Source organism: Janthinobacterium sp. GW821-FHT03C10, assembly GCF_059420865.1.
This window is the reverse complement of record NZ_JBWKUN010000001.1, coordinates 1,683,094-1,702,248: the sequence shown is the minus strand read 5'-3', so window position 1 is coordinate 1,702,248 and position 19,155 is coordinate 1,683,094. Positions and strand designations below refer to the sequence as shown.

Below are 19,155 nucleotides of genomic sequence, written 5' to 3'. Positions count from 1 at the left end.
GCCGGAGAGAACAACATCATGGAAATCAGTCACACCATCACCAACCTGATCATCTTCGTGCTGGCCATTTATGTCGGCTACCACGTCGTCTGGACCGTCACGCCGGCGCTGCATACGCCGCTGATGGCCGTCACCAATGCCATTTCCGCCATCATCATCGTCGGCGCCATGCTGGCGGCCGGCCTGACCGATGGCCCGCTGGCGCAAGTGGCCGGCACCCTGGCCGTGGCGCTGGCCGCCGTCAATGTGTTCGGCGGCTTCCTCGTCACGCAGCGCATGCTCGAGATGTTCCGTAAAAAAGAACCGAAGGCCAAGCAAGGAGCAAAAGAATGAGTCACGCCATGAGCTTCGTCACCATGAACCTGGTGACGATGATGTACCTGATCGCCTCGGTGTGCTTCATCCAGGCCCTGAAAGGCCTGTCGTCGCCATCGACGGCGCGCCGCGGCAATGCCTTCGGCATGAGCGGCATGGCCATTGCCGCCGTCACCACCGTGGCGCTGATCCTGAAGCTGAAGGAACAGCAGACGGGCGGCATGGGCCTGACCCTCGTCCTCATCGGCATTGTCACGGGCGGCGCCATCGGCGCCTACCTGGCGAAAACCGTGGAAATGACGAAGATGCCGGAACTGGTGGCGGCCATGCACTCGCTGATCGGCCTGGCGGCCGTCTGCATCGCCGTGGCGGCCGTGTCGGAACCGTGGGCCTTCAATATCGCGAAACACGGCGAGGCGCTGCCCATCGGTAACCGCTTCGAACTGTTCATCGGCACCTTCGTCGGCGCCATCACGTTTTCCGGTTCCGTGATCGCCTTCGGCAAGCTGTCGGGCAAATACAAGTTCCGCCTGTTCCAGGGCGCGCCCGTCAGCTTCAAGGGCCAGCACATGCTCAATCTGGTGCTGGCGCTGGTGATGGTGGGCCTGGGCCTGGCGTTCTGCTTCGCCGATGGCGTCGAGCCGGCCTGGACGCCGTTCGTCATCATGACCCTCATCGCCTTCGCGCTGGGCGTGCTGATCATCATCCCCATCGGCGGCGCCGACATGCCGGTGGTGGTGTCGATGCTCAACAGTTACTCGGGCTGGGCCGCGGCCGGCATCGGTTTTTCGCTGAATAACTCGATGCTGATCATCGCCGGCTCATTGGTCGGCTCTTCCGGCGCGATCCTGTCGTACATCATGTGCAAGGCCATGAACCGCTCGTTCTTCAACGTCATCCTGGGCGGCTTCGGCGGCGATGCGCCGGCGGCCGGCGCGGCCGGCGCGCAGGAACAGCGTCCGGTCAAATCCGGTTCGGCCGACGATGCCGCCTTCATCATGAGCAATGCGGAAACCGTCATCATCGTGCCCGGCTACGGCCTGGCCGTGGCGCGCGCGCAGCACTCGTTGAAAGAACTGGTGGAAAAGCTCACGCACAAGGGCATCACCGTCAAGTACGCGATCCACCCGGTGGCGGGGCGCATGCCGGGCCATATGAACGTGCTGCTGGCCGAAGCCGAGGTGCCGTACGACCAGGTCTTCGAGATGGAAGACATCAACGGCGAATTCGGCCAGACGGACGTGGTGCTGGTGCTGGGCGCGAACGACGTCGTCAACCCGGCGGCGAAGGACCCGAAATCGCCGATCGCCGGCATGCCGATCCTCGAAGCCTATAAGGCCAAGAGCATCATCGTCAACAAGCGCTCGATGGCGTCCGGCTATGCGGGCCTGGACAACGACCTGTTCTACCAGCCGAACACGATGATGGTGTTTGGCGACGCCAAGAAGGTGATCGAGGATATGCTCAAGGCAGTCGAATAAGCGGTATTTTTTGCCGTAGGTCGGATTAGCGGGGCAAAGCCCCGCGTAATCCGACGTATTGGGGCCAACAATGTTGTCGGATTACGGCCTTCGGCCTCGGCGGCCCCGCCTAATCCGACCTACGCTTGTCTTCAGGCTGCGACGACCTTATTGCGTCCCTGGTGCTTGGCCGCGTACAGGGCCTTGTCGGCATCCGACATGGCCGCGTCCAGGGTTGCGCCGGCCGTCAGGGAGGCCACGCCGATGCTGATGGTCACCTGCAGCGAGCCGCCGTCGGGCAGCACGGTGACCGCCGCCGCCACGGCTGCGCGGATGCGTTCGGCCACCTGGTGCGCCTGCCGCAGGCTGGCGTCGGGGAACAGCAGGCCGAACTCCTCGCCGCCGAGGCGCGCCGCCACGTCGGTGATGCGTCCCGTGTCGCGCAGCGCCTGCGCCACCGTGCGCAGCACGGCGTCGCCCACGGCATGGCCATAGCGGTCGTTGATCTTCTTGAAATGGTCGAGGTCGGCCACGCCCACGGTCAGGGCGGCGCCGCTGCGCGCCGCGCGCGCCATCGCCTGCGCGGCTTGCGCTTCATAGGCGCGCCGGTTGGGCAGCGACGTCAGCGCATCGTGCAGCGCCTGCTGTTCCAGCTGCGCCAGCAGGCTGGCGTTCTTTGCCGCCAGTTCGCGCCGTTCCCGCACGTCAAGCAAAAAGGCGCCGAAATAGCGCATGCCGTCGACCACGCCCAGGTCCAGCGCCTTCATTTCGATGGGGATCATTTGCGTGTCGCGGTGGCGGATGGCGAATTCGCGTATCTTGCCCAGCACGCTGGACGTGCGCGAGCTGCGAATGTAGTTGATCACGTGGTTGTCGTGCTGCGCGCCGACGGCGTCGGGCAGCAGGCCGTTCAGGGTCTGGCCCAGCAATTCCCCGCCGGCATAGCCCGACAGCGCCTGCATGGCGCCATTGATATAGCGGATGCGGCAATGTTCATCGATGATGATGACGGCGTCGAGGGCGTCTTCCAGCAGGCGGGAAAAAAGCACTTCGGGAAGAGCTGCAGGCGGTGCTGCGGGCAATGCATCTGTCATGGAACGGTCGCCAAAAACCAGGTGACAGCCATTGTCGCATCCGCGGGCCGTTTACTCCATGCCGGATCGCCCGCCTGTTTCTTTTTCGCCCGTGCTCTTTGCTTATTGATAAGGCTCAGCGGCGGCCGTACATCATCAGTTCTGCCAGGCTCTTGCGCGCCGGGCGGAAGGCGTCCAGCAAGCCCAGCGACAGGCCCAGCAAGCCTTGCGTGGGAGCGCTGCCCGTGAAGATGCGCGCCATGGTGTCGGTGACGCGCACGGTCAGCCCCCTGTCGGCCTGGCGCAGGCTGGCGTAGCGTTCCAGCGCTGCGGGGCTGCTGTCCTGCGCCAGCACGCGGGCCAGCACGGCGGCGTCGCGCAAGCCCAGGTTCAAGCCCTGTCCCGCCACCGGGTGCAGGGTTTGTGCCGCGTTGCCGATGGTGACCGTGCGCGCCGTGCCGTTCGCCTGCGCGTTCAGGCCCAGCGGATAGGCCAGGCGCGCCGTCGTGTGCGTAAAGCGTCCCAGGCGGCTGCCGAAGGCGGCGCCCAGGCGGGCCAGGAAGGCAGCGTCGTCCAGGGCCAGCAATTGTTCGGCGCGCGTGGGCGGCACGCACCACACCAGCGCGTAGCCGTCGTCCTGCGGCAGCAGGGCCAGCGGACCCTCATCGGTAAAGCGCTCGTACGCGCGGTGGGCGATGGGGGCGCTCGTGCGCACATGGGCGATGATGGCGCTTTGGCCATAATCGCGGCTGACGGCGCGTTCCGTCTGCTGGCCGAACAGGCCGCCCTCGGCCTGCACCAGCAGGCCGGCGCGCAAGCTCGACGGGGCGCCCGCCTGGTCGATCTGCACAGACACGCCGTCGGCGTCTTCCTCACTGCCCGTCACCATGGCCGGGCGCAGGCTGGCCACGCCCAGGCGCTCGCACACGTCGGCCAGCGCGCTGACGACGGCGCCGTAACGCGCCACGTAGCCGAGCGCCTCGACGCCATGCTCGCTGCGGTCCATCAGGCTGCGCCCGAACTGGCCGCGGCGCGACACGTGGATCTGGTGGATAGGCGTCGCCTCCACGGGCCAGGCGCCCGCGTCCTCGAGTATCTGGCGGCTGCCGTGCGACAGGGCGATGGTGCGCGGGTCGCGCCTGGCCTGTTCGAGGGATTTGGCGTCGAGCAGGGCGATGCCGGCGGCGCGGCTGCCGCGCTGCACCAGCAGGGCGGCCAGGGCCATGCCGACGGGGCCGGCGCCGCAGATGGCGAGATCGAAAGTGGATGGTGTATGCATGCGGCGGGGTTAATCCTGTGACATCAGTTGTTCGATTTCAGCGACGCTCCTGGGCGCCGTGCTGAAGACTTCATGGCCTTGCGGCGTGACCAGCACATCGTCCTCGATGCGGATGCCCGTATGCCAGAACTGCTCCGGCACGCCGGCGCCGGGACGCACGTAGATGCCCGGTTCCACCGTCAGCACCATGCCCGCTTCGAGCGCGCGCCACGGCTTGCCGGGCGCGTCCGTGTCGCGGTAGGCGCCCACGTCATGCACGTCCATGCCCAGCCAGTGGCTGGTGCCGTGCATGTAGAAGGGCATATACGCCTTGTCGGCGATGACGTCCTGCACGCCGCCGTTTTTTTGCCGCTCCAGCAAACCCAGGTCCAGCATGCCCTGCGCCAGCACCTGCACGGCTGCCTCGTGGATGGCGCTGTGCGGCAAGCCGGGGCGCACCATGTCCAGCGCCGCCTGCTGCGCCGCCAGCACCAGTTCGTACAGCGCCCGCTGCGGGCCGCTGAAACGGCCGTTGACGGGCCAGGTGCGCGTGATGTCGGAGGCGTAGCCATCGAGTTCGCAGCCGGCGTCGATCAAGACCAGTTCGCCGTCTTTCAATACCGCATTGTTGGCGCTGTAGTGCAGGATGCAGGCGTTGCCGCCGCCGGCCACGATGGAGGAATACGCGGGGAACTGGGCGCCGCTGCGCCGGAATTCGTACAGCAGCTCCGCCTCCAGCGCGTATTCGTGCAGGCCGGGCCGCGTGGCGCGCATGGCGCGCGCGTGGGCGGTGCTGGAAATGGCGGCGGCGCGGCGCATCAGCTGCTGTTCTTTTGGGTCTTTCAGCAGGCGCATGGCGTCGAGCATGCCGTTGAGTTCAATCGCCATGGCCGGCGCCGTGACGCCGCTGCGGGCCTTTTGCCGCACGTTGTGCCGCCAGAGCTTCACCTGCGCATCGAGACTGCCGCCCAGCGCATAGTAGATGGCGGGGGAGTCGGCCAGCAGGCGCGTCATTTCCGCGTCGAGTTCCTCGATGGGGAAGGCGGCGTCAAAACCGAAGCTGGCGCGCGCCGCCTCGGGGCCATGGCGGAAACCATCCCAGATTTCGCGCTCCGTGTTCTTGGCGCGGCAAAACAGGATGGCGCGCGCGGGCGCCGTGGCGCTGGCGGCCACCAGCGCCACGGCGCTGTCGGGTTCCGTGTAACCGCTGAGGTAATAGAAATAGCTGTCGTGGCGGTACGGATAATCGCAATCGCTGTTGCGCGGCACTTCGGGCGCTGTGGCAAGGATGGCCACGCTGCCCGGCAGCATCTGTGCCAGCAGCGCCGCCCGCCGTGCCGCGTAATTGGCCATCATGCCGCCGGTGCCCTGGCTGTCGCGCCGTTGAGCGCGTCGAGTTGCTTTGGGGTGCCGACATTGGTCCACTCGCCCGTATACACTTCGCCGCCCACGCGGCCCTGGTCCGCGTACTGGCGCAGCAGATCGCCCAGTCTGGCGTGGCTGCCCGGTGCGATGCCGTCGAACATTTCAGGACGGTACACGCCGATATTGGCGAAGGTCCATTTGGTGTCGTCCGTATTGTTGATCGAGAACAAGGTCAGGCCGAAGTCGCCCTTGGGATGGAAGTCGGGATTGGGCACCAGGTAGGTCCAGGCGATGTCGCGCTGGTCGGCCGGATACGGCGTGCCCAGCACATCCTTGTCGGCCAGCACGTCGAGCACCTGCTTGAAGTCGAAATAGGGGCAATAGATGTCGCCGGAGATGGCGAGAAACGGCTCTTCTCCCAGCAAGTGGCGCGCCTGGGCGATGCCGCCCGCCGTTTCCAGCGGCGTGCTTTCCGGCGAATACGCGATGCGCGCGCCATACGCGCTGCCGTCGCCCAGGGTCTCTTCGATCAGGTGGCCCAGATGGGAATGGTTGATGACGATGTCCGTGATGCCGGCGCGCACCAGGTTCAGCACATGCCAGACGATCAGCGGGCGGCCGCGTACTTTCAGCAGCGGTTTGGGACAGGTATCGGTAAGCGGACGCATCCGTTCACCGCGGCCTGCGGCAAAGATCATGGCTTTCATGGGTAGTCGTTTTCAGTATCGGTAAGTCGGCTGCGCGGACAGGCCGCGCAGCAGGAAAGTGCCTAGAACGTATAGCCGACTTGCGGCGTTTTATTCTCCAGCGCATCGAGCAAACGCACCAGCGGCTTGAGTTCCGTGTAGCGGTTGGCCGTCTTGCGCACGTAGTCGAGCACGGTCGGCAGGTCGCCCATGTACAGATCCTTGCCGTCGCGGTAGTTCAGGCGCGCGAACAGGCCGAGGATTTTCAGGTGGCGCTGCAGGGCCGTGAATTCGAAATCGCGGTAGAAGGCGTCGATGTCGGGATTGACGGGCAAGCCCAGCTGCTTGGCGCGCTGCCAGTAGCGGATCACCCAGTCGAGCACCAGTTCCTCGTCCCACTGGATATACGCGTCGCGCAGCAGCGAGGCGATGTCGTAGGTGACGGGACCGAAGACGGCGTCCTGGAAGTCGAGGATGCCGGGATTGGGGATCGAACCATCGTTGATGTGCATCAAATTGCGCGAATGGTAGTCGCGGTGCATGAATACTTGCTGCTGCGACAAGATATTCGCCGTGATGGCCTCGAAGACCTTGTCCAGCTGGGTTTGTTGCACATCCGTCAAGGTGGCGCCCAGGTGCTTGCCGATAAACCATTCCGGGAACAGATTCATTTCGCGCAGGATGAAGGCGCGGTCGAATTCGGGCAGCACGTCGGGGGCGCTGGCCAGCTGGATTTTCATCAACGATTCCAGCGCTTCGGCGTACAGCACGCTGGCATTGTCGTGGTTCAAGGCGTCGAGATAGGTGGTCGTGCCCAGGTCGGAGAGCAGCAGGAAGCCATTCTCCAGGTCTTGCGCGATGATGTCGGGCACGGACACGCCGGCGCTTTTCAGCAAGCCGGCCACCTTGACAAAGGCGGGCACGTTTTCGCGCTCGGGCGGCGCATCCATGGCGATCAGTGTACTTCCCGGCAATGTTGCATTGCCTGGCAGCACATCGAGACGGTAGTAGCGGCGGAAGCTGGCATCGCTGGAAGCGGGGCGGGCGGAATCGGGCGAAACGAGGTTAAGCGAGGTCAACCAGGCTTTCAACAGGGTCAGGCGAGCGTCGGCGGATGCCGGCGCGGCAGGGGAATTGGGGGAGAATGACATTAAGCGGCCTGTGGAATCGGGTTGATGGTGCAGATTCCCATATAATAAGGGATTCAAATCAAAAAATCGCCTGTCAATGGTGCTTGCCCCTTCCAATTCATGAGCTGGTTTTCGGCCTCCCCCCCTTCGCAGCGCTGGGCTTTCGCCATCAGCGCGCTCGTCGCCGCTACGACGGTGCCTGTCCACGCCCAGAAAGCACCGCGTCCGGTGCATGTGGAAGATCCCGACGCGCCCACCGTCATGACGGCGAACAGCATGAACGGACGCCCGGAGCGGGAGATCAATCTCGACCAGAATGTCGTGATTGAGCGCGGAAAAACCACAAAAATGACGGCCGATACAGCTTGTTACAAACAAGTTGAAGATCAGTTCGATGCCGAGGGCCATATCAAGATGTGGCGTTTCGGCGATTACTACACGGGCGACGTCCTGAAGCTGAACATGGAGACCGGCAAGGGTTTCCTGCTCAACCCGACTTACCGCTTCGAAGTGGGCGGCGGCCAGGGCAAGGCCGAGCGCGTCGACTTCATCAATCCCGATGAAGCCACTGTGATCGACGGCACCTATAGTACTTGCGAGGGACCGAATCCTGACTGGTACCTGAAATCGAGCACCTTGAACCTCGACACGGGCCGCGACGTGGGCACCGGCAGCAAGACCATCATCTATTTCAAGGACGTGCCGATCCTGGGCACGCCGGGCATCTCGTTTTCGCTGTCGGGTGCGCGCCGCTCGGGCTGGCTGGCGCCCACGCCAGGCTTTGCCTCGAAGAACGGTTTCGAACTGCTGATGCCGTACTACGTGAACATCGCGCCGAACCGCGACCTGACCCTGTACCCGCGCTATATCCAGCGGCGCGGCATCCAGCTCGGGGCGACGGGCCGCTACATGGGCGAGACGGATGCCGGCCTGTACCAGGGCGAAACGTCGTTCGAGTTCTTGCCTAACGACAAGCAGACCAAGACCAACCGCTACATGATCAAGTCCAAGCATGAGCAGGCGCTGGCCAAGGACTGGAGTTACAGCTGGGATCTGCGCGAAGCGTCCGACAATAATTACCCGAACGATTTTTCGAAAACCGTCGCCACCGCCACCGAGCGCCAGTTGCTGCGCGAATTGCGCACCGACTATCGCACCGAGGACTGGAGCCTGACGGCGCGCGTGCAGAATTACCAGGTGCTGCAGGATCCCGATGCGGTCAACAATCCCAGCCTGACCGTCACGCGTCCGTATGACCGTTTGCCGGCGGTGAACTTTCATGCTGGCAAATACGATGTCTGGGGCGGCTTCGACTGGACCTTCGACGCGGAAGCGACGCGCTTCGCGCATCCGACTCTGGTGCAAGGCTCGCGCCTCGTGGCCGTGCCGCAAGTGAGTTTCCCCATCCTGCGCCCTGGCTACTTCATCACGCCCAAGCTGATGCTCAATGCCAGCGCGTATCAGCTCGACAATGACGCCAGGACCAAGGCACTGTTCCCGTCGACCTCGTTTACGCGCGCCGTGCCGACGTTCTCGGTCGACAGCGGGCTGGTGTTTGAACGCGACACGAATCTGTTTGGCGCCAAGGGCGGCACGCAAACCCTGGAACCGCGCCTGTTCTACGTCTATACGCCGTACCGCGACCAGTCGCAGTTTCCGAACTTCGATACGGCCGCCGGCACGTTCAACCTGACGCAGATCTTCACGGAAAACCGGTTTGTCGGCAGCGACCGCATCGGCGACGCCAACCAGGTCACGGCCGCCCTGGTGTCGCGCTTCCTGCAGGCGGACGGCACGGAGCGCATGCGACTGACCTTCGGCCAGCGTTTCTATTTTGCCGACCAGCGCGTGCAGCTCAATTCGAGCACGCCCGTGAATCAGTCGCGTTCGGATATCCTGCTGGCCGCGACGGGCCGCGTGTCCGAGACTTGGACCGCCGACAGCCTGGTGCAGTACAATCCCAGCGACCGTCAACTGGTGAGCTACAACTACACCTTGCAATATCAGCCCGGTGCCAAGAAGGTATTGAATTTTGGCAATCGTTTCCAGCGTGGAGATGCTGGTTGGCGCAATGTTGAAGTGTCGTCCCAATGGCCGTTGACGGACCGCCTGTATGGCGTGGGACGCATCAGCTATTCCGTGAAGGATCGCAGCATGCTGGAAAGCCTGGTCGGCCTGGAATACAAGGGCGACTGCTGGGTGTTCCGCATGGGGGCGCAGCGTTTCGTGACGACGAACAAGACTGTCTCGACACCGATCTTCTTCCAGCTGGAATTGACGGGCTTGTCGAGTGGCCTGGGCTTGGGCGCGAATGGCCTGGAAACTTTTACAAAAACCATCCCCGGTTACCAGACACTGAGCCAGCCACTCCGTTAAGATAGGCACCGTTGCCGCCGCCGGTGTTCCCGGCGCTGGCACAAACCGGTTTTTTTATTCACCTGAACTCATGAGCGCTCTACACATTATGCGTAATGCCAGTATGCACCAACTCAAAATTGCAACGGTTTTGTTGTGCGCCATTTCCGGCGCCACGACCAGTAGTGTCTGGGCGCAACAGGCTGCGCCAGCGCCTGCGGCCAAGCCCGCTGCCGCTGCCCCAGCGCCGGTCAAGGGCTTCACGCCCCCCGCGTCGAGCAGTGGCCAGACCATCGATTCCATCGCCGTCGTCGTCAATGACGATGTGATCACGCGCAATGAAGTGGCGGCCCGCATCAAGAGCGTGGAGCAGCGCATGAAGGCGCAGAATATCCCGCTTCCCGACCCTGCCGACCTGCGCCGCCAGTTGCTAGAGCGCATGATTGTTGAACGCGCGCAAATGCAGCTGGCCAAGGAAATGGGCGTGCGCGTGGATGACCTGACCCTGGACCGCGCGATTGGCCGTATTGCTGAACAGCAAAAGATGACGGTGCAAGAGCTGCGCAACCAGATGGAAAAGGAAGGCACGCCGTTTGCGACCTTCCGCGAAGAAATCCGCGATGAAATCATCATGCAGCGCCTGCGCGAGCACGAAGTCGACGCCAAGATCCAGATTTCCGATTCCGAGGTGGATAACTTCCTGGAAGCGGAAAAAGCGGCAGCCAGCGAACAGGTGGAGATGAACCTGGCGCAAATTCTCGTGCGCATTCCGGAAAATTCCAGCCCCGAACAAATCGCCGCCCGCCGCGCGCGCGCCGAAGAAGTCAGCCGCCAGCTGCGCACGGGCGCCGATTTCGCCAAGATGGCCGCCACCTATTCCGACGCCAGCGATGCGCTGAGCGGCGGCGATATCGGCTGGCGCCAGAGCGACCGCCTGCCGCCCCTGTTCACGGAACAGTTGCTGAAATTGAAGCCAGGCCAGATCACGCCTATCATCAAGAGCAACACGGGCTTCCATATCCTGAAGCTGGTGGACCGCCGCAGCGCTGCCGAGGCGCAAGCCGTGGCCGCCGTGCAGCAAACGCATGCCCGCCACATCCTGCTGAAAGTGACGCCGACCCTGTCGGCGGCCGAAGCCAAGCGCAAACTGCTGGAATTGAAGGAGCGTCTCGACAACAAGGCCGCCAAATTCGAAGACCTGGCCCGTTTGTTCTCGAACGACGGTTCCGCGGCCAAGGGCGGCGACCTGGGCTGGCTGTATCCAGGCGACACCGTGCCGGAATTCGAAACGGCGATGAATGCGCTGAAACCGGGCGAAGTGAGCCAGCCGATCGAATCGAGCTTTGGCTTCCACCTGATCGAAGTGCTGGAACGCAAGAGCGACGACGTCTCGAAAGAAAAGCAGCGCGCCGCCGCACGCAATGCCTTGCGCGAACGCAAGCTGGAAGAAGCGACGGAAAACTGGGCGCGCGAAGTGCGCGACCGTGCCTACGTCGAATTCCGCGCGGACGACCAGTAATGCTGCTGATTCATTGCGCATGAGTAACTTGCCCCTTGCACGCCGTCCGGCCATCGCCATCACCTGTGGCGAACCGGCCGGTGTCGGCCCGGAAATCTCCATACGCGCGGCCTGGGCCATGCGCAATGAAGTCAACTGCATCCTGCTGGGCGACGCCGCCTTCCTGGCGCTGACGGCCAGCCTGATCGATCCGGAGATCCGCCTGGCGGCGCTGTCGCTGCAAGCCGTGCGCAACAGCGGCTTGCCCCAGTTCGGTCCCGGCCGCCTGGCCGTGATCGATATTCCCACTGTGAACAATGTCATTCCCGGCGTGCTGGACAAGGAAAATGGCCGCTCCGTGCTGGCCACCCTGGACGCGGCCGTGGAAGGCATCGCCGCCGGCTGGTTTGGCGCCATGGTCACGGCACCCTTGCAAAAAAGCACGATCAACGATGCAGGCGTAGCCTTTTCCGGCCATACGGAATACCTGGCAGAAAAAACCGGCACGCCGCAAGTGGTGATGATGCTGGCCGGAGAACCGGGTCACGGCGAGCCGACCTTGCGCGTGGCGCTGGCCACCACGCACCTGCCATTGAAGGACGTGTCCGCTGCCATCACGATGGACAGCCTGGCCGTCACCCTGGATATCATTCAGCTTGATTTGCAACAGAAATTCGGCATCGCCGCGCCGCGCATCCTGGTCACCGGCCTGAACCCGCACGCGGGCGAGGGCGGCTATCTGGGACGCGAGGAAATCGAGGTGATCAGCCCCGCGATTGCCGCGGCGCAAGCGCGCGGCATCGATGCGCGCGGACCGTACCCGGCCGACACCTTGTTCCAGCACAAATACCTGGCGGACGCCGACTGCGTGCTGGCCATGTACCACGACCAGGGCTTGCCCGTGCTGAAATACGCAACCTTCGGGCGCGGTATCAATATCACCCTGGGCTTGCCGCTGATCCGCACTTCGGTCGACCACGGCACGGCGCTGGACCTGGCCGCGCAAGGGCTGGGCCTGGCCGATGGCCACAGCATGGAGCAAGCCCTGCAAACGGCGCTCGACATGCTGCGCGCGAGTATCCCGACCAGAGCGTAGGTCGGGTTAGCCGCAAGGCGTAACCCGACGCTGCCTGCTCAACGATCCCGCCGGCCTGTGCCGGCTTTACCGCATTGATAGAAAACACATTATGAAACACGTTGCCCGCAAACGCTTTGGCCAGAACTTCCTGCATGACCGCTTCGTCCTCGACGACATCACAGCCGCCATCGGACCGCAGCCGGACGATGCCATGGTCGAGATCGGCCCCGGCCTGGGCGCGATGACGGAGCAGCTGCTGCGCCATTTGAAACAGATGCATGTGGTGGAACTGGACCGCGACCTGATCGTGCGCCTGGAAAAGACCTTCAACCCGGCCAAGCTGACGATCCACTCGGGCGATGCGCTGAAGTTTGATTTCGCGCAAATCCCCGTGCCGGCCGGCCAGAAGCTGCGCATCGTGGGCAACTTGCCGTACAACATTTCCAGCCCGCTGCTGTTCCACCTGGCGGACTTCGCCCCGCTGGTGCAGGACCAGCATTTCATGCTGCAAAAGGAAGTGGTCGAACGCATGGTGGCCGAGCCGGGCAGCAAGGCGTATGGCCGCCTGTCCGTGATGCTGCAATGGCGCTATGACATGTCCTTGCTGTTCATCGTGCCGCCGACGGCCTTCGATCCGCCGCCGAAGGTGGAATCGGCCATCGTGCGCATGATTCCCGTGGCCGAGCGCCTGGCGTGCGACCAGGCCACTTTGGAAGCGGTGGTCATGAAGGCCTTCTCGCAGCGCCGCAAGGTGATCCGCAATTGCCTGGCCGGCATGTTTACGGAAGAGCAGATCAAGGCGGCCGGCATCGATCCGACCCTGCGTCCGGAAACCGTGGGCCTGGAGCAGTATGTTGCCCTGGCGAATCTGCTGAAAGCACCTGCTTGAGTTTTAACTTAAAACCACTGGTCGACCTGCTGTAAATCCTGGCGCAACGCTGAAAAGCAGTCGTCCACATGGTGGTTGCGGCTGATTTCATTGCGCCGCATCAAGGCGATCTTGCGCTTGCAGGTGGGCTGGCGCAGGGGCGCCACATGCAGATCCTCGTCGTTGAGGAAGGTCGTGTACAGGCTGGGCATGATGCCCACAGCGATGCCGGCGCGCACCACGCCATACAGCGATTCGCTGTGGATCATCTGGTACAGGTTTGAGGGGCTCAAGCCATGCTGGCGCAGCGCGCTCGAGGCGAACTCCCAGATGCTGCCCTTGGTAAACACGACGATTTCCTGGCCCGCCAGCTGTTCCCAGCGCACTTCCTTCAGCGGCGCCAGCGCATGGCGTCCCGCCGTCACCAAGACCAGCTCGTCCTCGAACAGGCCCACGCTTTCCAGCGAGACGGAACCAGGCACCTCGATGCCCACGCAAAAGTCCAGCTGGCCCGAGTGCAGCGCATGCAGCAAGCCGTCGTTGGGCATGTCCGACAGGACGATTTCCACTTCATCGCCATGCTGCTCGCAGTAGCGCGCCACCACCACGGCCGTCATCGCCATGGCCGAGGGAATCGCGCCGATGCGGATGCGGTGCCGGCCGCTGCCGATGGCGCGCTGGATATCGGCAAAGGTGTTGCTGGCCGTATTCAATAAATGTGTGGCGTAATCGAGCGCCAGCTTGCCTTCGCGCGTCAGTTCCAACTGGTGGGTTGTGCGGTTAAACAACTTTTTTCCCAGTTGATTTTCCAGCAGCTTGATCGACGCGCTGAGGGCCGGCTGGGTCACGCACAATTCCTGTGCAGCCTTGCTGAAGCTGTTTACCCGGGCTAGGGTGGCAAACGCTTGCAAATGTCGTAAGGAAATTTTCTTGCTCAGTTCATGCATGGCTTTGCTTATTAGAAAAAGTAATGGATTTATAAAAATAAACAAATTTTCTTATCCCGCAATTTACCATATTCTGGACTGGTCCTTACTTGTCTTGAAAGCAACAATATTCGGGAGAAGAGCCTGGAATGCGGCGCCGGCAGGTGCGGCGGTGCGCCAGACTAGGGATGTATCAATAAAATAATTCCAAAAAAACTCAGGGTTTATTCTTTTTAGGGTGGCGGCGATGAACAAATGGATGACGGGAACGATGGTGGTGGGTGGCTTGCTGGCGGCGCAGGGCGCGGCGCAGGCGCAAAGCAGCGTGCAAGTGTATGGCTTGCTGTCGGCCGGCATCGGCTATGTGTCGGATGAGGGCAAGGGCAGCCGCACGCATGCGCTGAGCGGCACGAACCAGAATCCCCGCATCGGTTTTCGCGGCCAGGAAGACCTGGGCGACGGCACCAAGGCCGTCTTCGTACTGGAAAACGGTTTTAACGTGATGACGGGCACGGCCTCGCAAAGCGGCCGTTTGTTTGGCCGCCAGTCGTACGTGGGCCTGTCGAGCAACGACAAGGGTACGCTCACCCTGGGCCGCCAGTACGAAGCCGTGAAGGATCTGCTGGGCCCGGTGGTCATCGCCAGTAACGGCGTGCACATCGGCGACAACGACAATGGCTACAACAACTTGCGCGTGCAAAATGCCGTCAAGTATGTCAGCCCGAACATCAGCAACCTGTCGTTCACGGGCTTGTACGGTTTCAGCGAAAATCCGGAAGACTCCAACCGCAACCGCGTCTACAGCATGGGCGCCGGCTACAAGGTCGATGCCTTCAGCTGGGCCGTCGCCTACACCAAGATGGATCGCCCGAACAGCCCCGATGCGCCGAATGGCGCCATCGGCAACGACTACGGCAGTTCCCTGCTGATCTTCAACAAGAGCGCCGTCAAGGGCGCCGGCGTGGACAGCCAGGCCATCGCCGGTACGGGAGGCTTTTATAATGTCGGCAGGACCAAGTTCGGCGCGCTGTACACCAACGTGCGCTACCACTACCTGGATCAAAGCAATCTGACCTTGCAAAACGTGGACCTGAATGTGAACCACAAGCTGACGGAAGCCTTGAACCTGGGCGCCTCGTATTTCTTTACCACGGGTAAATATGATGTGATCAACAAGACGCCAAAATGGCATCAGGTCAACTTCCAGGCCGATTACTTCCTGTCCAAGCGCACCGACGTCGCCGTCACCTGGAGCTACCAGAAAGCGGCAGGCGATGCGACGTTCGCCCGCGTGTTCGGCTTCGGCGCCTCGGGCGGCAAGACGCAAAGCGTGCTGATCGTCGGCATGCGGCATTATTTCTGATTCTGATTCATCTTTACAGGCGCTGTCCCGCAGCGCCGCCCCCTGAAAGGAAGCATCTTGAAAAAGCACCTCATGTTGGCGTTGAGCCTAGGCTTGCTGGCCAACGCCGCCCACGCGGAAAAACGCGAGCTGGTCATTTCGGCCTATCCGATTGCCCAGCCCTTGTTCATGAAGTATGTGTACGAGCCGTTCAAGGCCAAATGCGGTTGCGATATCAAGGTGGAAACGGGGAATAATGCGGACCGCATCGCCAAGCTGGTGGTGCACGCCAAGAACCCGGTGATCGACCTGGTGCTGCTGTCCGATTCCGGCATGCTGGAAGCGGCGCAAAAGGGTGTCATTCAGCCCATGGATTACTCCAAGCTGAGCAATTACAAAGCCCTGTACGACGTGGCGAAAAACCCTATCGGCGGCAACTACGCCGTCGGCTACACGCTGTACTCGGTGGGCCTGGTGTACCGCAGCGACAAGGTCGCCCCGCTGACGTCCTGGAAGGACCTGTGGCGCCCCGAACTGAAGGGCCGCGTGGCTTTCCCCGACGTGAGCACCACGCAGGGCCCCTTGATGCTGCGCATGGCCGACGCGGCCTGGGGCGGCAAGACGGATGACTACGCCACGGGCTTTGCGAAGATCGTCGGCATGAAGGGCAACGTCGTCACGTTCTCGAAAAACAGCGCGCAGCTGGCCGCCCTGTTTGCGCAGGATGAAATCTGGGCCGCGCCCGTGGCGCGCTTTACCTGGTCGCAAATGCTCAAGACGGGCCTGCCCCTGAAATGGAGCATCCCGGCCGAAGGCCAGGCGGCCGGCATGAACGTGATGGGCATCGTCGCCGGTTCGAAGAATGCGGACCTGGCCTACCAGCTGATGGATTTCTGGCTGTCCAAGGAAGTGCAGACGCAGCTGGCGACCAACCTGGTCGACTCGCCCGTCAACAAGGACGTGCGCCTGTCGGTGGCCGCCGCGCAATTCAATACCTATGGCGCCGACCAGATCAATTCGCTGAAATTCGTCAAGCCGGAAACCATCATCAAACAGCGCAGCAACTGGATGACGCAGTGGAACAAGGCCATGAGCAAATAGTGGTGACGAGGAGAGAACGCCATGTTTGCTGATCCAAAAAAGCGCCTGGGACTGCTGCTGGTCCTGCCTGCGCTGATCTTTATCGTCGTCTGCTTCCTGCTGCCCGTGCTGGCCTTGCTGGTCGACGCCTTCCGCGTCGGCGACGGCATGCAGTGGGGCGTCGACCGCTTCATCGAATTCTTTTCGCAGGAATTCAACCGTACCATCTTCTGGCGCACCCTGCGCATCGCCGCGCTGGTAACCCTGGCGTCCGTCATCCTCGGCTACCCGGCCGCGCAAGCCGTGGCGCGCGTGTCGCCGAAGTGGCGCGGCCTGGTGGTCGGCATGATGATCCTGCCGCTGATGGTTTCGCCCATCGCGCGTACCTATGCGTGGATCGTCTTGCTGGGCCGTAACGGCGCCGTCAACGCGGCGCTCGTCAACATGGGCTTCACGGAAGAGCCGCTGCGTTTGCTGTTCAGCGAATTCGCCGTCTTTGTCGGCCTGCTGCAATTGCTGCTGCCGCTGATGCTGATGTCGCTGGCGGGCGCGCTGGAAAACCTGCCGCGCGACGTGGAACCGGCCGCGGCGACTTTGGGCGCGAATCCATGGCAAGTGTTTTGCAAGGTCACCCTGCCGCTGACGCAGGAAGGCCTGGTGGTCGGCGGCACGCTGGTATTTACGGGCTGCGTGACGGCCTACGTGACGCCGGCCCTCCTGGGCGGCACCAAGGTGCTGATGCTGGAAACCCTGCTGTACCAGAAGGTCAGCGTGGAAAGCGATTTCGGCGCCGCGAATGTGATCGCCGTCATCCTCGTCTGCATGACCCTGCTGGTGAATGCCGGCCTTAAACGTATTTCCTCGAGCCGGAGCTCCGTATGAAAGAAAGCCTGTTTTCACGTGCCGTTTTATGGCTGGTGTTTTTGTTCCTGCTGGGGCCTTTCGCCATCGTCGTGCTGGCCGGTTTTAGCGGTGGCGAAACCTTGGCCTTCCCGCCCGAGTCCTACTCGCTGCGCTGGATTATCGAAGTGTGGTCGGCGCCCGAGTTCCGCCGCGCCTTCCAGACCAGCCTGGAAATCGGCCTGATCGCCACCGTCATCGCGCTGTTGCTTGGCATCCCCGTCGCGTATGCGTTTTCGCGCATGCCGCCGCCCGGCATCGGCGCCATCCGGCAAATCCTGACGTCGCCGCTGATTATTCCCGCCATCCTGGTCGGTTTGGGCTTGCTGCACCACCTGGTGCTGACGATCAATGCGCCCGTGTACGTGGGCCTGCTGATCGGCCATATCGCGCTCTTGATTCCGTACTCGGTGCGCGTCGTGTACGCCAGCCTGGTGAACCTGCGCGTGGATATCGAGGATGCTGCCATCACCCTGGGCGCGTCGCGTTTGCGCGCCTTCTTCATGATCGTGCTGCCGAATATCCGCAACGCCGTGATCGCCGCCTTCTTCCTCGCCTTCGTCACTTCGTTCAACCAGGTGCCCGTCTCGCTGTTCCTGACGGGTCCTGGCATCAGCACCTTGCCGATCGAGATGCTGGGGCATATGGAAAACAGCTTCGATCCGTCGATCGCTGCCCTGTCGACCTTGCTGGTCTTGTTCACCATGGCCTTCGTGATGGTGACCGAGAAGGTGCTGGGCATTTCTAAATACATGTAAGAGGCAACACACGATGAGTTATCTGGAACTGCACAAGCTGAACCTCGGCTACGCCAAGAACACGACGTCCGTGAAGGACCTGGACCTGCACGTCGAGCAGGGCGAGCTGATTTCCCTGCTGGGCCCCAGCGGCTGCGGCAAGACCACCACCATGCGCGCCATCGCCGGCCTGATGCCGCTGCAGTCGGGCCGCATCGTGCTCGACGGCCGCGAAATCGGCAAGCTGGCGCCGAATAAACGCAATATCGGCATGGTCTTCCAGTCCTACGCGCTGTTCCCGCACCTGAACGTGTACGACAACATCGCCTTCGGCTTGCGCCTGCGCAAGGTTGCGCCAGCCTTGTTGAAAACCAAGGTCGAAGCCGTGATCGCCGCCGTGGGCCTGACGGGTTTTGAAACGCGTTTGCCGGCGCAGATGTCCGGCGGCCAGCAGCAGCGCGTGGCGCTGGCGCGCGCCATCGTCGTCGAGCCGGCCCTGCTGCTGCTCGACGAGCCGCTGTCGAACCTGGACGCCAAGCTGCGCGTGCAGATGCGCGCCGAGCTGCGCCGCATCCAGCGCGAACTGGGTATCACCATGCTGTACGTGACGCATGACCAGGAAGAAGCGCTGGCCCTGTCCGACCGCATCGTCGTCATGAACGGCGGGCGCATCGAGCAGCTGGCCGCGCCGGAAGCCGTGTTCAATACGCCGTCGACGCGCTTCGTCGCCAACTTCATGGGTTTCGAAAATCTGTTCGACTACCGCGACGGCGCGCTGCACCATGCCGGCGCCAGCCTGCCGTACACGTCCCCCGTCGCTGCCGGCACCACGGTGCTGGGCTGGCGTCCGGACAAGGTGCGCGTCTGCGCGCCCGATGACGCGGCGGCTCACTACCCGGGCACCGTGCTGGCGCGCGGCTTCCTGGGCGACACCGTCGAATACCTGCTGCAAACGCCGCTGGGCCAGGTCAAGGGCATTTGCGCGGCCGGCGGCGCCGCCTGGCGCGAAGGCACGGCCGTCTCGTTCGTGCTGCCGTCCGACAGCGCCCTGTGCCTGGCCGCCTAACCTCGACTGAAAGCCACC

17 protein-coding genes are annotated in these 19,155 nt (G+C 62.9%); 11 read left to right on the top strand and 6 right to left on the bottom strand.

The features are described from left to right. Positions 1–18: 18 nt before the first annotated feature. Both AC07VH_RS07345 and AC07VH_RS07340 read left to right on the top strand, forming a co-directional pair. Positions 19–333 (top strand): NAD(P) transhydrogenase subunit alpha part 2, encoded by a 315-nt coding sequence (locus AC07VH_RS07345; RefSeq protein ID WP_034745644.1) that lies wholly within the window; start codon positions 19–21, stop codon positions 331–333. An 8-nt stretch (positions 334–341) separates the two neighbouring features. Next, positions 342–1,796 (top strand): NAD(P)(+) transhydrogenase (Re/Si-specific) subunit beta, encoded by a 1,455-nt coding sequence (locus AC07VH_RS07340; protein ID WP_494788324.1) that lies wholly within the window; start codon positions 342–344, stop codon positions 1,794–1,796. Positions 1,797–1,927: 131 nt separating this feature from the next. On the opposite strand, the gene AC07VH_RS07335 is transcribed toward AC07VH_RS07340, so the two are convergent. From AC07VH_RS07335 to AC07VH_RS07315, 5 genes are all read right to left on the bottom strand, one after another. After that, on the bottom strand, positions 1,928–2,869 hold the full coding sequence (locus AC07VH_RS07335; protein WP_475414147.1) for a GGDEF domain-containing protein: 942 nt from the start codon (positions 2,867–2,869) through the stop codon (positions 1,928–1,930). A 115-nt stretch (positions 2,870–2,984) separates the two neighbouring features. Further along, positions 2,985–4,127: a UbiH/UbiF/VisC/COQ6 family ubiquinone biosynthesis hydroxylase gene (locus tag AC07VH_RS07330; protein WP_494788166.1), complete on the bottom strand. Its 1,143-nt coding sequence runs from the start codon at positions 4,125–4,127 to the stop codon at positions 2,985–2,987. A gap of 9 nt (positions 4,128–4,136) precedes the next feature. Next, positions 4,137–5,459, bottom strand: a complete 1,323-nt coding sequence (locus AC07VH_RS07325; RefSeq protein ID WP_494788325.1) for an aminopeptidase P N-terminal domain-containing protein — start codon at positions 5,457–5,459, stop codon at positions 4,137–4,139. Beyond that, complete coding sequence (gene murU / locus AC07VH_RS07320; protein WP_475414145.1) at positions 5,459–6,178, bottom strand: N-acetylmuramate alpha-1-phosphate uridylyltransferase MurU; 720 nt, start codon at positions 6,176–6,178, stop codon at positions 5,459–5,461. The genes AC07VH_RS07325 and murU overlap by 1 nt, the downstream gene beginning before the upstream one ends. Before the next feature lie 62 nt (positions 6,179–6,240). After that, on the bottom strand, positions 6,241–7,308 hold the full coding sequence (locus tag AC07VH_RS07315; RefSeq protein ID WP_494788167.1) for an aminoglycoside phosphotransferase family protein: 1,068 nt from the start codon (positions 7,306–7,308) through the stop codon (positions 6,241–6,243). Positions 7,309–7,407: 99 nt separating this feature from the next. Here AC07VH_RS07315 and AC07VH_RS07310 point away from each other — a divergent pair, with 99 nt between their 5' ends. The 4 genes from AC07VH_RS07310 (at position 7,408) to rsmA (ending at position 13,107) form a co-directional block, all read left to right on the top strand. Next, positions 7,408–9,663, top strand: a complete 2,256-nt coding sequence (locus tag AC07VH_RS07310) for an LPS-assembly protein LptD (protein ID WP_475414143.1) — start codon at positions 7,408–7,410, stop codon at positions 9,661–9,663. Positions 9,664–9,766: 103 nt separating this feature from the next. Next, positions 9,767–11,161 carry a peptidylprolyl isomerase gene (locus AC07VH_RS07305; RefSeq protein ID WP_232731233.1) on the top strand — a complete coding sequence of 465 codons (1,395 nt, stop codon included), beginning with the start codon at positions 9,767–9,769 and terminating at the stop codon, positions 11,159–11,161. Positions 11,162–11,180: 19 nt separating this feature from the next. After that, the gene (pdxA, locus tag AC07VH_RS07300) at positions 11,181–12,236 is read left to right on the top strand and encodes a 4-hydroxythreonine-4-phosphate dehydrogenase PdxA (protein ID WP_494788168.1); all 1,056 of its coding nucleotides are present in this window, start codon (positions 11,181–11,183) and stop codon (positions 12,234–12,236) included. Between the two features lie 91 nt (positions 12,237–12,327). Next, the gene (rsmA, locus tag AC07VH_RS07295; RefSeq protein WP_034778823.1) at positions 12,328–13,107 is read left to right on the top strand and encodes a 16S rRNA (adenine(1518)-N(6)/adenine(1519)-N(6))-dimethyltransferase RsmA; all 780 of its coding nucleotides are present in this window, start codon (positions 12,328–12,330) and stop codon (positions 13,105–13,107) included. Positions 13,108–13,115: 8 nt separating this feature from the next. Here the strand turns inward: rsmA and AC07VH_RS07290 are convergent, their stop codons facing one another. Beyond that, positions 13,116–14,033, bottom strand: coding sequence for a LysR family transcriptional regulator (locus tag AC07VH_RS07290; protein WP_077408791.1), 918 nt, complete (start codon positions 14,031–14,033; stop codon positions 13,116–13,118). Positions 14,034–14,259: 226 nt separating this feature from the next. Here AC07VH_RS07290 and AC07VH_RS07285 point away from each other — a divergent pair, with 226 nt between their 5' ends. From AC07VH_RS07285 to AC07VH_RS07265, 5 genes are read left to right on the top strand one after another with little or no spacing between them, the layout of a single operon-like run. Further along, entirely contained in the window at positions 14,260–15,375 is a 1,116-nt protein-coding gene (locus tag AC07VH_RS07285) for a porin (protein ID WP_489629558.1), read from the top strand. A 57-nt stretch (positions 15,376–15,432) separates the two neighbouring features. Further along, positions 15,433–16,455 carry an ABC transporter substrate-binding protein gene (locus tag AC07VH_RS07280; RefSeq protein ID WP_489629559.1) on the top strand — a complete coding sequence of 341 codons (1,023 nt, stop codon included), beginning with the start codon at positions 15,433–15,435 and terminating at the stop codon, positions 16,453–16,455. Positions 16,456–16,476: 21 nt separating this feature from the next. Further along, a complete protein-coding gene (locus AC07VH_RS07275) occupies positions 16,477–17,316 on the top strand; it encodes an ABC transporter permease (protein WP_230539179.1) in 840 nt (279 codons plus the stop codon). After that, positions 17,313–18,092 carry an ABC transporter permease gene (locus AC07VH_RS07270; RefSeq protein WP_034778814.1) on the top strand — a complete coding sequence of 260 codons (780 nt, stop codon included), beginning with the start codon at positions 17,313–17,315 and terminating at the stop codon, positions 18,090–18,092. The genes AC07VH_RS07275 and AC07VH_RS07270 overlap by 4 nt, the downstream gene beginning before the upstream one ends. Before the next feature lie 13 nt (positions 18,093–18,105). Next, positions 18,106–19,137 (top strand): ABC transporter ATP-binding protein, encoded by a 1,032-nt coding sequence (locus AC07VH_RS07265; protein ID WP_474293273.1) that lies wholly within the window; start codon positions 18,106–18,108, stop codon positions 19,135–19,137. Positions 19,138–19,155: the final 18 nt, after the last annotated feature.

Excerpts from the sequence above, each read along its gene's own strand:
- AC07VH_RS07345 (WP_034745644.1), top strand. The coding sequence starts at position 19 with ATGGAAATCAGTCACACCATCACCAACCTGATCATCTTCGTGCTGGCC.
- AC07VH_RS07340 (WP_494788324.1), top strand. The coding sequence starts at position 342 with ATGAGCTTCGTCACCATGAACCTGGTGACGATGATGTACCTGATCGCC.
- AC07VH_RS07335 (WP_475414147.1), bottom strand. The coding sequence starts at position 2,869 with ATGACAGATGCATTGCCCGCAGCACCGCCTGCAGCTCTTCCCGAAGTG.
- AC07VH_RS07330 (WP_494788166.1), bottom strand. The coding sequence starts at position 4,127 with ATGCATACACCATCCACTTTCGATCTCGCCATCTGCGGCGCCGGCCCC.
- AC07VH_RS07325 (WP_494788325.1), bottom strand. The coding sequence starts at position 5,459 with ATGGCCAATTACGCGGCACGGCGGGCGGCGCTGCTGGCACAGATGCTG.
- murU (WP_475414145.1), bottom strand. The coding sequence starts at position 6,178 with ATGAAAGCCATGATCTTTGCCGCAGGCCGCGGTGAACGGATGCGTCCG.
- AC07VH_RS07315 (WP_494788167.1), bottom strand. The coding sequence starts at position 7,308 with ATGTCATTCTCCCCCAATTCCCCTGCCGCGCCGGCATCCGCCGACGCT.
- AC07VH_RS07310 (WP_475414143.1), top strand. The coding sequence starts at position 7,408 with ATGAGCTGGTTTTCGGCCTCCCCCCCTTCGCAGCGCTGGGCTTTCGCC.
- AC07VH_RS07305 (WP_232731233.1), top strand. The coding sequence starts at position 9,767 with ATGCACCAACTCAAAATTGCAACGGTTTTGTTGTGCGCCATTTCCGGC.
- pdxA (WP_494788168.1), top strand. The coding sequence starts at position 11,181 with ATGAGTAACTTGCCCCTTGCACGCCGTCCGGCCATCGCCATCACCTGT.
- rsmA (WP_034778823.1), top strand. The coding sequence starts at position 12,328 with ATGAAACACGTTGCCCGCAAACGCTTTGGCCAGAACTTCCTGCATGAC.
- AC07VH_RS07290 (WP_077408791.1), bottom strand. The coding sequence starts at position 14,033 with ATGCATGAACTGAGCAAGAAAATTTCCTTACGACATTTGCAAGCGTTT.
- AC07VH_RS07285 (WP_489629558.1), top strand. The coding sequence starts at position 14,260 with ATGAACAAATGGATGACGGGAACGATGGTGGTGGGTGGCTTGCTGGCG.
- AC07VH_RS07275 (WP_230539179.1), top strand. The coding sequence starts at position 16,477 with ATGTTTGCTGATCCAAAAAAGCGCCTGGGACTGCTGCTGGTCCTGCCT.
- AC07VH_RS07270 (WP_034778814.1), top strand. The coding sequence starts at position 17,313 with ATGAAAGAAAGCCTGTTTTCACGTGCCGTTTTATGGCTGGTGTTTTTG.
- AC07VH_RS07265 (WP_474293273.1), top strand. The coding sequence starts at position 18,106 with ATGAGTTATCTGGAACTGCACAAGCTGAACCTCGGCTACGCCAAGAAC.